The sequence below is a fragment of the Mycobacterium sp. E735 genome (assembly GCF_001666955.1).
Taxonomy (GTDB): Bacteria; Actinomycetota; Actinomycetes; order Mycobacteriales; family Mycobacteriaceae; genus Mycobacterium.
In genome coordinates this window covers 24756-36978 of sequence record NZ_LZIX01000118.1, presented here as the reverse complement: position 1 = coordinate 36978, position 12223 = coordinate 24756, and the positions used below count along the sequence as shown (strand labels likewise).

Annotated in this window: 13 protein-coding genes; 12 read left to right on the top strand and 1 reads right to left on the bottom strand. The window is 67.8% G+C overall.

Translation table 11 applies throughout. The features are described from left to right. From A5704_RS09930 to A5704_RS09905, 6 genes are all read left to right on the top strand, one after another. On the top strand, positions 1 to 955 hold a 955-nt coding region (locus A5704_RS09930), incomplete at its 5' end, for a sigma-70 family RNA polymerase sigma factor (RefSeq protein WP_067888755.1). Then, positions 945 to 2267, top strand: coding sequence for a sugar ABC transporter substrate-binding protein (locus A5704_RS09925; protein WP_067888753.1), 1323 nt, complete (start codon positions 945 to 947; stop codon positions 2265 to 2267). The genes A5704_RS09930 and A5704_RS09925, both read left to right, overlap by 11 nt. Further along, the gene (locus A5704_RS09920) at positions 2264 to 3211 is read left to right on the top strand and encodes a carbohydrate ABC transporter permease (RefSeq protein WP_067748825.1); all 948 of its coding nucleotides are present in this window, start codon (positions 2264 to 2266) and stop codon (positions 3209 to 3211) included. Before A5704_RS09925 ends, A5704_RS09920 begins: the two co-directional genes overlap by 4 nt. Continuing rightward, on the top strand, positions 3198 to 4040 hold the full coding sequence (locus tag A5704_RS09915) for a carbohydrate ABC transporter permease (RefSeq protein ID WP_067748835.1): 843 nt from the start codon (positions 3198 to 3200) through the stop codon (positions 4038 to 4040). Before A5704_RS09920 ends, A5704_RS09915 begins: the two co-directional genes overlap by 14 nt. A 3-nt stretch (positions 4041 to 4043) precedes the next feature. Continuing rightward, a complete protein-coding gene (locus A5704_RS09910; RefSeq protein ID WP_067888750.1) occupies positions 4044 to 5114 on the top strand; it encodes an ABC transporter ATP-binding protein in 1071 nt (356 codons plus the stop codon). 10 nt (positions 5115 to 5124) lie between these two features. Further along, the gene (locus tag A5704_RS09905) at positions 5125 to 6120 is read left to right on the top strand and encodes a patatin-like phospholipase family protein (protein WP_067888747.1); all 996 of its coding nucleotides are present in this window, start codon (positions 5125 to 5127) and stop codon (positions 6118 to 6120) included. Positions 6121 to 6123: 3 nt separating this feature from the next. Here the strand turns inward: A5704_RS09905 and A5704_RS09900 are convergent, their stop codons facing one another. Further along, positions 6124 to 6411: a DUF3349 domain-containing protein gene (locus A5704_RS09900; protein ID WP_067748943.1), complete on the bottom strand. Its 288-nt coding sequence runs from the start codon at positions 6409 to 6411 to the stop codon at positions 6124 to 6126. 216 nt (positions 6412 to 6627) lie between these two features. On the opposite strand from A5704_RS09900, the gene A5704_RS09895 reads away from it, so the two are divergent. The 6 genes from A5704_RS09895 to A5704_RS09870 all read left to right on the top strand — a co-directional run bounded on the left by A5704_RS09895 (position 6628) and on the right by A5704_RS09870 (position 12221). After that, on the top strand, positions 6628 to 7461 hold the full coding sequence (locus tag A5704_RS09895; RefSeq protein WP_067779678.1) for a DUF3097 domain-containing protein: 834 nt from the start codon (positions 6628 to 6630) through the stop codon (positions 7459 to 7461). A gap of 59 nt (positions 7462 to 7520) precedes the next feature. Continuing rightward, a complete protein-coding gene (gene efeO / locus A5704_RS09890; protein WP_082950216.1) occupies positions 7521 to 8699 on the top strand; it encodes an iron uptake system protein EfeO in 1179 nt (392 codons plus the stop codon). Beyond that, a complete protein-coding gene (efeB, locus tag A5704_RS09885; protein ID WP_067779680.1) occupies positions 8696 to 9979 on the top strand; it encodes an iron uptake transporter deferrochelatase/peroxidase subunit in 1284 nt (427 codons plus the stop codon). Before efeO ends, efeB begins: the two co-directional genes overlap by 4 nt. 163 nt (positions 9980 to 10142) lie before the next feature. Next, positions 10143 to 10667, top strand: coding sequence for an OsmC family protein (locus A5704_RS09880; protein WP_067748850.1), 525 nt, complete (start codon positions 10143 to 10145; stop codon positions 10665 to 10667). 16 nt (positions 10668 to 10683) lie between these two features. Next, complete coding sequence (cynS, locus tag A5704_RS09875; RefSeq protein WP_067779683.1) at positions 10684 to 11157, top strand: cyanase; 474 nt, start codon at positions 10684 to 10686, stop codon at positions 11155 to 11157. Then, positions 11154 to 12221, top strand: coding sequence for an acyl-CoA dehydrogenase family protein (locus A5704_RS09870; RefSeq protein ID WP_067779685.1), 1068 nt, complete (start codon positions 11154 to 11156; stop codon positions 12219 to 12221). The genes cynS and A5704_RS09870 overlap by 4 nt, the downstream gene beginning before the upstream one ends. Positions 12222 to 12223: the final 2 nt, after the last annotated feature.

Sequence of the window (12223 nt, the reverse complement as noted above, 5' to 3'; positions counted from 1 at the left end):
CTTCGACGCCGACCGGCGGCACCTGAGTGCGGTCGCGTTCCAGCTGTTGGGCTCGGCCGCCGATGCCGAGGACGCGGTCCAGTCGGCGTGGCTGAAGGCCAGCCGCGCGGATTACGGCGCGGTCGACAACCTCACCGGCTGGTTCACCACCATCACCGCCCGCGAGGCGTACGACCAGCTCCGCGTCCGCAAACGGCGCGCCGAACATCCGCTCGCCACCACCGAGGAACTGGATCGGCTCGAAGCGGCCGCGTCGCCGGCGGACGAGGAGACCCTCCTGACGGAGTCGGTCAGCAATGCGCTGCTCGTGGTGCTCGCCCGGCTCTCGCCCGCGCAGCGCGTCGCATTCGTGCTGCATGACGTGTTCGCGGTGCCATTCGAGAGGATCGGCGACCTGCTGGACCGCTCGCCGGAAGCGGCGAAGAAGTTGGCGAGCCGGGCGCGCGGGCGGCTGCACGGCGACCCGGGCGGCGAACCGGATCGCGCGGCAAAGCACCTGGAGATCGTGGAAGCGTTTCTCGCCGCGTCCCGCGGCGGTGACATCGCGTTGTTGCTTGAGCTGCTGGCCCCGGACGTGGTGCGCACGGTCGATCGCGCGCTGGTGCCCGATGACGTGCCGACCGAGCTGCGCGGCGCCGGGCAGGTCGCCGAGGAGACCCGCCGATTCGCCCAGCGGGCCCGCGCCGGTGTGGTCATGCTCGTCGACGGGGCACCGGCCATCGTGATAGCGCCATACGGGCACGCCGAGGCGCTGCTGCTGATCACCGTCGGAACCGATGACCGCATCCACGCGATCGACATCACCGGGGATCCCACCCGGATCCGGTCGGCCGCGCTGGCACTCCCGGGCGGGCCGATCCAGCAACACCACAGCCGCATCGGGTACCAAGGACATCAGACGCCGCCGGCCGGGCGGCCGGCAACGGGGCGAGAACGGAAGGACCATGCTCGATAAGCCGTTCCCGCGGCGCCGCCTGCTGCGTGGCGCCGCCGCGCTGACGGCGGCATCGGTGACGCCATGGGCCGCCGGCTGCGCCCCGCAAGACGACGCGTTGACGTTCTTCTTCGCGGCCAACCCCGACGAACGCGATGCCCGGATCCGCATCGTCGACGAGTTCACGCGGCGCCACCCCGACATCAAGGTTCGTCCGGTGCTTTCGGCCCCGGGCGTGATGCAGCAGCTGTCGACGTTCTGCGCCGGCGGCAAGTGCCCGGACGTCTTGATGGCGTGGGATCTGAGCTACGCCGAGTTGGCCGCGCGCGGCGTGCTCCTGGACCTCAACACGATGCTGTCCCGCGATCAGGCCTTCGCGGCCGGGTTGAGATCCGATGGCATCGGGGCGCTGTACGACACCTTCACGTTCAACGGAGGCCAGTACGCGCTTCCCGAGCAATGGTCCGGCAACTACCTGTTCTACAACAAGCGGCTCTTCGCCGAGGCCGGGGTCCCCGCGCCGCCCACTTCGTGGCAACAGCCGTGGAGCTTCACCGAATTCCTGAACACCGCCACCGCGCTCACCAAGCGAAACGGAACCGGGCGAGCCGGCCAATGGGGGTTCGTGAACATGTTCGTGTCGTACTACTCGGCCGGGCTGTTCGCGATGAACAATGGGGCGCCGTGGTCCGCCCCGCTGAAGAACCCGACCCACTTCAATTTCGGTGACGATGCCTTCACGGAGGCGGTGCAGTTCTACGCCGACCTGGCCAACAAGCATAAGGTCGCGCCCAACGCCTCCGAGGTGCAGTCGATGTCGACGCCGGACCTGTTCGCGACGGGCAAGGCGGCCATGGCGATGGGCGGCCACTGGCGATACCAGACCTTCATCCGGGCCGAGGGCCTGGACTTCGATGTCACGTCGTTGCCGGTGGGGCCACGACGGCAGGGGCAGGCCGCCCACTCCAACATCGGCTCCACCGGACTGGCCATCTCCGCCAGCAGTCAACGCAAGGAACAGGCGTGGGAATTCGTGAAATTCGCGGCCGGCCCCGTCGGGCAGGCGTTGATCGGTGAATCCAGCCTGTTCGTTCCGGTGCTGCAATCCGCGCTCAACTCGCCCGGATTCGCCGCCGCACACCGCAACGTCGACAACCTCACCGTGCTCACGCAGGGCCCGGCCTATTCCGAGGGGCTGCCGGTCACCCCGGCGTGGGAGAAGATCGTCGCCTTGATGGACCGCAGTTTCGGGCCCGTGCTGCGCGGATCGCGGCCCGCGACATCGCTGGCCGGCCTGGCGCCCGCCATCGACGAGGTGTTGCGCGCACCATGACATCGGTCGAAACCAGCCCCGCCACCCGCAAACCCGCCCGGGGCGCGGGCCCCTGGCGCCGGCGCGCCTGGGCCGGCCGCCTCTTCGTGGCGCCGAACCTGGCGGCCGTCGCGTTGTTCATGCTTTTCCCGCTGGGATTCTCGCTCTACATGAGTTTTCAGCGGTGGGACGTGTTCAGGCCACCGAAGTTCGTGGGCCTGAAGAACTTTCAGGAGCTTTTTACCTCCGATCCGCTCTTCCTCATCGCCATCCGCAACACCGTCATCTTCACCCTCGGGACGGTCGTGCCGACCATCGTCGTCAGCCTCGTCGTGGCCGGTGTGCTGAACCGCAAAGTCAAGGGCATCGGCATCTTCCGTACCATCGTCTTTCTGCCGCTGGCCATCTCGTCGGTGGTGATGGCGGTCGTCTGGCAATTCGTCTTCAACACCGACAACGGGCTGCTCAACATCATGCTGGGCTGGGTTGGGGTCGGTCCGGTGCCGTGGCTGGTCGAACCCCGCTGGGCCATGGCCTCACTGTGCATCGTCAGCGTGTGGCGCAGTGTGCCGTTCGCCACCGTCATCCTGCTCGCGGCGATGCAGGGCGTTCCCGAGACCGTCTACGAGGCGGCCCGCATCGACGGGGCGGGCGAGATACGGCAGTTCACCTCCATCACGGTGCCGCTGATCCGTGGGTCGATATCATTTGTCGGCGTCATCTCGATCATCCACGCGTTCCAGGCTTTCGACATGGTGTACGTCCTCAACGGCGCGAATGGCGGGCCCGAAACCGCCACGTACGTCCTGGGCATCATGCTGTTCCAGCACGCGTTCTCCTTCCTGGAATTCGGGTACGCGTCCGCGCTGGCGTGGGTGATGTTCGCCATCTTGCTGGTGCTGACCGTGGTGCAGCTGCGGATCACTCGGCAACGGTCCTGGGAGACTTCTCGTGGCCTCAGCTGAGCGCCTGTTCACGCGCAACGTCGTCCGCGCAGTGCTGGTCTACACCGCGCTGATCGCCATCGCCTGGTGCTGGTTGTTCCCGATCGCCTGGGCGGTGTCCGGTTCGTTGAAGAGGGAAGGCGAGATCACCGAGCCGAAGCTGCTGCCGGCGCACCCGCGCTGGTCGAACTACACCGAGGTGTTCTCGCTGATGCCCTTCGCGCGGATGTTCTTCAACACCGTGCTGTACGCCGGGTGTGTGACCGCCGGGCAGGTCTTCTTCTGCTCGTTGGCCGGATACGCGTTCGCGCGATTGGAGTTTCGCGGACGCGACACGTTGTTCGTGCTGTATCTGGGCACGCTGATGGTGCCGCTGACCGTGACCGTGATCCCGCAGTTCATCCTGATGCGGACCGTGGGGTGGGTCGACACACCCTGGTCGATGATCGTGCCGGGCCTGTTCGGCAGCGCTTTCGGCACCTACTTGATGCGTCAGTTCTTTCGGACGCTCCCAACCGACCTGGAGGAGGCGGCGATACTCGACGGTTGTTCGCCATGGCAGATCTACTGGCGAATCCTGTTGCCCCACGCCCGTCCCGCGGTCATGGTGCTCGCGGTGCTCACCTGGGTCAACGTCTGGAACGACTTCCTGTGGCCGCTGCTGATGTTGCAGCGCAACAGCCTGGCCACGCTGACACTCGGCCTGGTACGACTGCGGGGGGAATACGTCGCGCGCTGGCCGATCATCATGGCGACGTCGATGCTGATCATGCTGCCGTTGGTGCTCATCTACGCCATCGCACAACGGTCCTTCGTCAGGGGCATCGCCGTCACGGGACTCAACGGATAAGGCATGGCCTCAGTAACTTTCGAGCAAGCGACGCGGCGCTACGCCGGAACGGATCGCCCGGCATTGGACAGCCTCGACCTGGAGGTCGGCGACGGCGAATTCGTCGTGCTGGTCGGCCCGTCCGGATGCGGAAAGACCACCTCGCTGCGGATGGTGGCGGGGCTGGAGACGCTGGACTCCGGCCGCATCAGGATCGGCGACCGCGACGTCACCACCGTCGATCCCAAGGACCGTGACGTGGCGATGGTCTTCCAGAACTATGCGCTCTACCCGCACATGACCGTCGCGCAGAACATGGGCTTCGCCCTGAAGATCGCCAAGACACCGAAGGCAGAAATTCGTGACCGCGTCCTGGACGCGGCCAAACTGCTTGACCTGCAACCCTATCTGGGCCGCAAGCCCAAGGACCTCTCAGGCGGGCAGCGCCAGCGGGTGGCGATGGGACGGGCGATCGTGCGCCGCCCGCAGGTCTTCCTGATGGATGAGCCGCTGTCGAACCTCGACGCGAAGCTGCGCGTGCAGACCCGCAACCAGATCGCGGCGCTGCAGCGGAGGCTGGGCACCACCACCGTCTATGTCACCCACGACCAGGTTGAGGCGATGACCATGGGGGACCGCGTCGCCGTGCTGCGCGACGGCGTGCTACAACAGTTCGCCGCCCCTCGCGAGCTGTACCGCAACCCGGTGAACGTCTTCGTCGCGGGGTTCATCGGGTCGCCGGCCATGAACCTGTTCACGCTGCCGATCGTTGATTCCGCTGTGTCGTTGGGGGATTGGCACATCCCGCTACCGCGGGAGCTCGCCGACCCCGCGAGTGAGGTCGTCGTGGGGGTGCGCCCCGAGCATTTCGAGCTGGGCGGTCAGGGCGTCGAGATGGAGGTCGACGTGGTCGAGGAGCTGGGGGCCGACGCCTACCTGTACGGCCGAATCACCGGTTCCGGCAAGGTCATCGATCAGCCCGTCGTGGCGCGTGCCGACGGGCGCCGGCCGCCGGAGAAGGGCAGCCGGGTGCGCCTGCACCCGGAACCGGGGCACCTGCACTTCTTCGGCATCGACGGCCGACGAATCTGCTGAGGGTATGGCTATGCCCGACGTGAGCGCATCCCGCGCCGACCTGGTTTGCGAAGGCGGCGGCGTCCGGGGCATCGGGCTGGTCGGCGCGGTCGACGCGCTGACCCAGGCGGGCTACCGGTTCCCACGGGTCGCGGGCAGCAGCGCGGGCTCGGTCGTCGCGTCGCTGGTGGCGGCGCTACAGGTCGCGGGCGAACCGCTGAGCCGGCTTGCGGAGGTGATGCGGTCGATCGACTACCGGAAGTTTCTGGATCGCAGCGTGATCGGGCGCGTACCGCTGATCGGCGGCGCGCTGTCGCTGCTGGTGTCCGACGGCGTATACCGCGGGGCCTACTTGGAGCGGCTGCTCGAGGGACTGCTCGCCGACTTGGGCGTGCGGACCTTCGGCGACCTGCGCACCGGCGAAGAGCCGCAGCAGTTCGCGTGGTCGCTCGTGGTGACGGCCAGTGACCTGTCCCGCCGCCGGCTGGTGCGCATTCCCTGGGATCTCGGTTCCTACGGCATCGACCCCGACGACTTCCCGGTGGCCCGCGCCGTGCACGCCTCGTCGGCGATTCCGTATGTCTTCCAACCCGTCCGGGTGGGCGGCGCCACGTGGGTCGACGGTGGCCTGCTGTCCGACTTCCCGGTGGAGCTGTTCGACCGCCCGGGGGCGCAGCCGCGCTGGCCGACATTCGGGATCCGGCTGTCCGCGCGTCCGGGGATCCCGCCCACCCATCCGGTTCATGGTCCGGTCTCGTTGGGAATCGCGGCGATCGAGACGCTGGTGAGCAATCAGGACAACGCCTACATCGACGATCCGTGCACCGTTCGCCGCACCATCTTCGTTCCCGCCGAGGAGGTCAGCCCAATCGACTTCGACATCGCCGCCGAGCAGCGCGACGCCCTGTACCAACGGGGAGTGCAGGCGGGCGAGGAATTCTTGCGGACCTGGAGCTACCCGGACTACCTGGCGGCCTGCGGCGGCCCGGGGAAGGGCGGGACTGCGCAGAGCCAGAATCCGCGGTGAAGGCTATCCGCGCGCGCAGCGGATCTGATTGAGGCGGTGCTCAATCCGCTCGACATCGGCGGGCAACGGCAATTGGTTGGTGACACGCGTGATTTCCACGCCGATATCAACGGGGTTGATCGGCCAGAATTGGCGTCTCATGAGTTTGGTTGCGATGGCGCGGATCTCGTCGTCGGAAAGTCGCCGGCGAGCCAGGGCCGCCAAGGGGGAATATCCGGTCGTCGGCATGCCGGCGGGGTATCCGGCCCGCACGAAAGCAACGATGCTCGACACCCACAGGGCCAGATCCATCATCCCACCTCGCTCACCGCCGCTCGAGAATTGGCGGCAGATCTTACGACTAGCAACGTACCATCGGCAACGTCATCAGCTCGGTAACGCCACACAGTTAAAACGCACTTTTTACACGCCCGCGAAGTCCGAAAACGAAAAGCGATCTTCGCCACGATGTGCCCTGGCGGGCGCGCCCTAACGACGTTTGACCGCAAGGCTTTCTACTATGGCCGCGTGGCTGATCGCTATGGAACCGATGTCCTTGCCGCGGGCCGGCGCAAGCCCCGCTCGACCGAGCACCCGGCCGAGCTCGGCCTGGTGGTCGAGGACGCGCAGACGGGCTACGTCGGTGCGGTGGTGCGAGTCGAGTACGGGCGGGTCGACCTGGAGGACCGCCGCGGGCACGTGCGTGGCTTCCCTTTGGGCCCAGGCTATTTGCTCGAGGGCCGTCCGGTGATCCTCACGGCGCCACGCCGTGTGGCGCCGGCCGGTTCCACGCGAACGGCGTCGGGCTCGGTGGCAGTTCCGGGCGCCCGCGCCCGGGTCGCCCGCGCCAGCCGGATCTACGTCGAGGGCCGCCACGATGCCGAACTCGTCGCGCAGGTGTGGGGCGAGGACCTGCGGATCGAGGGGGTCGTCGTCGAGCACCTCGGCGGCGTAGACGACTTGGTGGACGTGGTGGCGGAATTCGCGCCCGGTCCGGAATGCCGGCTCGGTGTGCTCGTGGATCACCTCGTCGCGGGTTCCAAGGAGGCACGGATCGCCGATGCCGTGCGGCGGGGACCTGGTGGCGCCCACACCCTGGTGGTCGGTCATCCCTACGTTGACATCTGGCAGGCAGTCAAGCCCGAGCGGCTCGGCCTGGCGGGCTGGCCGGACGTGCCGCGCCACATCGAGTGGAAACACGGCGCATGCCAGGCGCTCGGCTTGCCGCACGGGAGCCAGGCGGACATCGCAAGGGCCTGGCGCCATATCCGTTCCCGGGTGCGCGACTGGAATGACCTCGAGCCGGCGCTGATCGGCCGGGTCGAGGAACTGATCGACTTCGTGACTCAGCCGGGCCCGTGACCGACCGGCGTCCGGCCGGGGGAAGACGCTGTCGTGGATTACCGCTGGCGGCAGCGGCCTTGGTCGTCGCGGCGGCGACCGCCTGCGGTCCGTCCGGTCGCGAGGTGAGCCGCGGGACGCCCGGCGGCCCGAGCGCGGTGAAGGTGACGCTCGCCAACCGGGGCGGCAAAGACGCCTGCACGGTGGACAACGCGAACGTCGCCGCCGGCCCGGTGACGTTCACGGTCGCCAACACCGATGCGCCCGGCATCAGCGAAGTCGAGTTACTCAGGGGTGAGCGGATCGTCGGCGAGAAGGAGGACCTCGCTCCCGGGTTGGCCCCGGTGTCGTTCACCGTGACTCTCGATGGCGGGCCGTATCAGCTGTATTGCCCCGGCGCGGTGGACGAATACCAGACGCTGACGGTCACGGGCCGGGCGGCGCCGGGGCTGGCCGGCGGCGTCGCGGACTCCCTCGACAGCGCCACCAAGGACTACGCGGCGTATGTCGTCCAGCAGATCGGTCAGCTCGGCGACGGGGTCAACGCACTCGACGCGGCGGTGCGGGCGGGCAACATCGACGCCGCGAAAGCCGCTTACGCCAAAGCGCGCCTGTTCTGGGAGCGTTCCGAGTCCGCCGTCGAGGGCTTCATCTTGCTGGGTTTCGCGGTCGGCGACAACGCGGGCCGCCTCGACTATCTGATCGACATGCGCGAGTCCACTCCCGTCGACGCCAAGGTCGGCTGGAAGGGGTTCCACGCCATCGAACGCGACCTGTGGCGGGGCGGAGCGATCACGCCCGGGACGCAGGCCCTCAGTTCCGAATTGGTCGGCAACGTAGCCAAGTTGACCGCCATCGTCGCCCTCCTGCAGTACAAGCCCGAGGACCTGGCCAACGGCGCCAGCGACCTCGTCGAGGAGATCCAGAACACCAAGATCACCGGGGAGGAGGAGGCTTTCAGCCACATCGACCTCGTCGACTTCTCCGCCAACGTGGAAGGCGCTCGGCAGGCCTACGCATCGCTGCGGCCCGGGCTGGAGAAGATCGACGGCAATCTGGTCGCCCAGATCGATCGCGAATTCCACACGGTGCTGGCCACTCTGGACGGATACCGCGATCCGTCTGAGTTGGGTGGCTTCCGGACCTACACCGCGGCGCTGCAAGCCACCGACGCCGCCAAGCTGACCGCGGTCATCCAGCCCCTGCACCAGAGCCTGTCGGCGGTCGCCCCAAAAGTGGCTTCGGCGGGCCGACCATGAGCGAGGTCAGGGCCAAACCCGATGAAGGCGAGGCGGTTTCGCGTCGGCGTATGCTCGGTGGCGCCGTCTTGGCCGGGCTCACCGGCGTCGCCGGGGGAGGGGTGGCCGGTTACGCGCTGGCTGCCGGACACGATGGCGGCGCGGCCGGCGGCGGCGACGACGACGTCGACTTGCGCCGCAGTTACCCCTTCTACGGCCAGCCGCATCAGGGTGGAATCGCCACGCCGCCACAGCGTTACGCCATGTTCATGTCATTTTCGCTGGCCGCCGGAGCCCAGCGCGCGGAGCTGCAAACGCTGCTGGCACGCTGGTCGGCCGCGGCCGCGATCCTGCAGCAGGGAAAGCCGGTCGGCACCGTGCAGCCCCGGGTCGACGTGCAGCCACCTGTCGATACCGGCGAGGCGGTCGGGCTGAGCCCGGCCAGCCTCACCGTAACCATCGGCTTGGGACCGTCGCTGTTCGGCGACCGGTTCGGGCTCGCCCTGCGCCGACCCGCCGTGTTCACCGAGTTGCCCCCGCTCAACGGGGACAACCTGGACCCCCGCCTGCGCGGCGGCGAACTGTCCGTCCAAGCTTGCGCCGACGACCCGCAGGTCTGCTACCACGCCGCGCGAAACCTGGCCCGCCTGGGCCGCGACGTCGTCTCGCCGTCCTGGGCGGTGCTGGGATTCGGACGGGCCTCAGCCGGCCCGGGCCAACACACCCCGCGAAACCTGCTGGGATTCAAGGACGGAACCCGCAACGTCGTCACCGATGCCGAGTACGACCGATTTGTCTGGGTCCGCGATAGTGACCAGCCGTGGATGAACGGCGGAACGTATCAGGTGGTGCGCAAGATCCGGATGCTGCTCGAGACATGGGACGTCGACCGCATCGGCAATCAGCAGCGGATATTCGGCCGCACCAAAGAAGAGGGCGCACCCCTGAGCGGCGAGGGCGAATTCGATGCCCCCGATTTTGCCGCCAAGGGCGGCGACGGCAACCCGCTCATCGATCCGATGTCCCACGTCGCCCTGGCCGCCCGCGAGAACAACGACGGCGTCATGATCAGGCGCCGGTCCTACAACTACACCGACGGCCTCGACGCCAACGGCCAGCTCAACGCCGGGCTGCTGTTCGTTTCGTATCAAAAAGATCCGCAAGATTTTATCCGCCTGCAGAACCGGTTGGGCGCCCACGACCTCCTCAACGAATACATCCGCCACATCGGCTCAGCTATCTTCGCGGTGCCACCCGCGCCCGCCGAAGGCCACTACATCGGGCAAAGCCTTTTCGGCTAAGCAAATCTCGCCGAGCGCGGGTCGCCGTCGGGTGGGGGCCGCGTTTCGGCTGTGTGAGCAGTCGTGTCGGTCAGGTAAATCAAAACCCTCCGCCGTCACGCATCGGCCGCCGCCGAGCACTAACTCCGTGAAGCCGCAAGATCAGCGAGAACGGAGGGATCACATGACCGACGCGCTAGTCATCGACGCAGAAGGCCTCGACAAGCTGTCGTGTAACGCCAGGGCCAACCCGGAGACCGGCAGGAAGACCCTGAAAGCCAAGACGGTCTGCGAAACCGGATTCCGCAACATGACCTACGTCCGCGACCTGGCGCCGATGCTGGTGGGTGAGCCGCCTGCCCTGCTCGGTGACGACTCCGCGCCCAACCCCTCCGAGACCGCCCTGGCCGCCCTGGGCTCGTGCGTCTCGGTGGGCCTGCTGGCGAATGCGACGCATCGCGGGGTCACCCTGACCAAGATCGAGGTCGAGATGGAAGGCGACATCGACATCTCCGCGGTGTGGGGCGTGGGCGACACCCCCGAGGGGAAGCGCCTCGGCTTCAGCGCGGTGCGCTGCAGGGTGACGCTGGCCGGAGACGCCGACGAGGCGACCCTGAAGGAGATTCACGACAACGCCATCGCCTGGTCACCCGTCGTGAACACGTTCCGCAACCCGGTCGCCGTCGACTCGACGCTGGCCACGGAATAGCCACGGGGAAGCTGCTGTGGCAACGGTATTGACGAAGCCCGCTCTCGCCGAGGCCATCAGGTTGGCCCGCGCCAAGCGCGGACTGAGCTGGGTGAAAATCGCAGAATCCATCGGGAAGGACCCGGTGTGGACGGTCGCGGCGTTACTCGGGCAGCACCCGATGACGGCCGGCGACGCGTCAACGGTCGCGGCACTGCTCGGCCTCGACGACGAGGCTGTCGCTGTCCTGCAGCTGATGCCGTATCGGGGTTCGGATGCGACCATGACGACAGACCCGACGATCTACCGATTCCATGAGGCGCTGACCGTCTACGGCCCGGCGATCAAGGAACTCATTCACGAGGAATTCGGTGACGGCATCATGAGCGCGATCAACTTTCAGCTGAGCGTGCAGCGGCGCCCGCACCCCGAGGGCGACAGAGTGGTCGTCACTTTCGACGGCAAGTTCCTCGACTACGCGTGGAAGCACTCGGCACAGGAGGTTTTATGACGGCGACGATGAACCCGGCGGCCGGCCAGCTGGATGCCGGACTGTTGGAGGACATTCGGGCCCACGCCGGGGGACTGGACCGGGGGGAGCATCAGTCCCGCCGCAGCTTCACCGCCCTGGGCGCGGCCGGGCTTCTCGGGGTGGGCGCACCCGCCAACGCCGACGGCAGGCTGCCCGAGATGGCCGAGGTGATCCGGCGTATCTCCGGGGAATGCATGAGCACCGGGTTCTCGTTGTGGGCGCACCGAATGGCGGTGGAATACTTGCTCAGGGCGGCAACGCCTTTCAGCGTCGACGCGGCTCAGTCACTGCTCGCCGGCACCACGCCGGGGGTGACCGGCATGGCGTCGGCGTTCAAGGAGGCGGCGGGCTGCGGCAGCGTCGAGTTGACGGCCACGCCGATCGAGGGCGGCTACCGGGTGTCCGGTCCGATCAGGTGGGCGAGCAACCTATACCCCGACTCGACCATGGTGACCGCGGTGCGCACCGATGCGGGCGAGCGGCTGATCGTGGCCCTGCCGTTGAGCACGGCGGGGGTGGTGGTGGGCGATCACTTCGAGCTGCTGGCAATGGGTAGCACCGCCTCGTCATACCTGAACCTGACCGACGTGCCCGTGCCCTCGGCCCAAGTGTTGTCCCGAGACTTCGAGGGATTCCTGCAGGCGGTCCGCCCGACGTTCCTGGTCCTGCAGTCCGCCATGTGCCTGGGTCTCACCAGGACCGCGGTGGAGCAGGCCAAAGGCGGCCTCGGCGGCGTCAACTCGGTGTTCGCGGCGGAGGTCGACAACGTCGCGGAGAAGCTCGCCACCGCGGAGGCCACCCTGGCGGGTCTGGCCGCGGCGGTGGGCGGGGATGACCCGCCCACCAAGCGGGAGCTGTTGTCGCTGCGCCTCGCCGCGGCCGAGCTGTCCAGCGCCAGTGCCGATCTCGAGATCCGCACCGCCGGCGGCAAGGGCTACGCGAGCAGGACATCGGCGAGCCGCCGCTACCGGGAGGCGGCGTTCATTCCCGTCCAGTCCCCGTCGGAAGGGCAGTTGCGCTGGGAGCTGGCCGCATGCGGCTGAGT

Coding starts and splice junctions, on each gene's coding strand:
- A5704_RS09900 (WP_067748943.1), bottom strand. CDS start 6,411: ATGGATCTGGCCCTGTGGGTGTCGAGCATCGTTGCTTTCGTGCGGGCC.
- A5704_RS09905 (WP_067888747.1), top strand. CDS start 5,125: ATGCCCGACGTGAGCGCATCCCGCGCCGACCTGGTTTGCGAAGGCGGC.
- efeB (WP_067779680.1), top strand. CDS start 8,696: ATGAGCGAGGTCAGGGCCAAACCCGATGAAGGCGAGGCGGTTTCGCGT.
- A5704_RS09880 (WP_067748850.1), top strand. CDS start 10,143: ATGACCGACGCGCTAGTCATCGACGCAGAAGGCCTCGACAAGCTGTCG.
- A5704_RS09870 (WP_067779685.1), top strand. CDS start 11,154: ATGACGGCGACGATGAACCCGGCGGCCGGCCAGCTGGATGCCGGACTG.
- A5704_RS09920 (WP_067748825.1), top strand. CDS start 2,264: ATGACATCGGTCGAAACCAGCCCCGCCACCCGCAAACCCGCCCGGGGC.
- A5704_RS09925 (WP_067888753.1), top strand. CDS start 945: ATGCTCGATAAGCCGTTCCCGCGGCGCCGCCTGCTGCGTGGCGCCGCC.
- A5704_RS09910 (WP_067888750.1), top strand. CDS start 4,044: ATGGCCTCAGTAACTTTCGAGCAAGCGACGCGGCGCTACGCCGGAACG.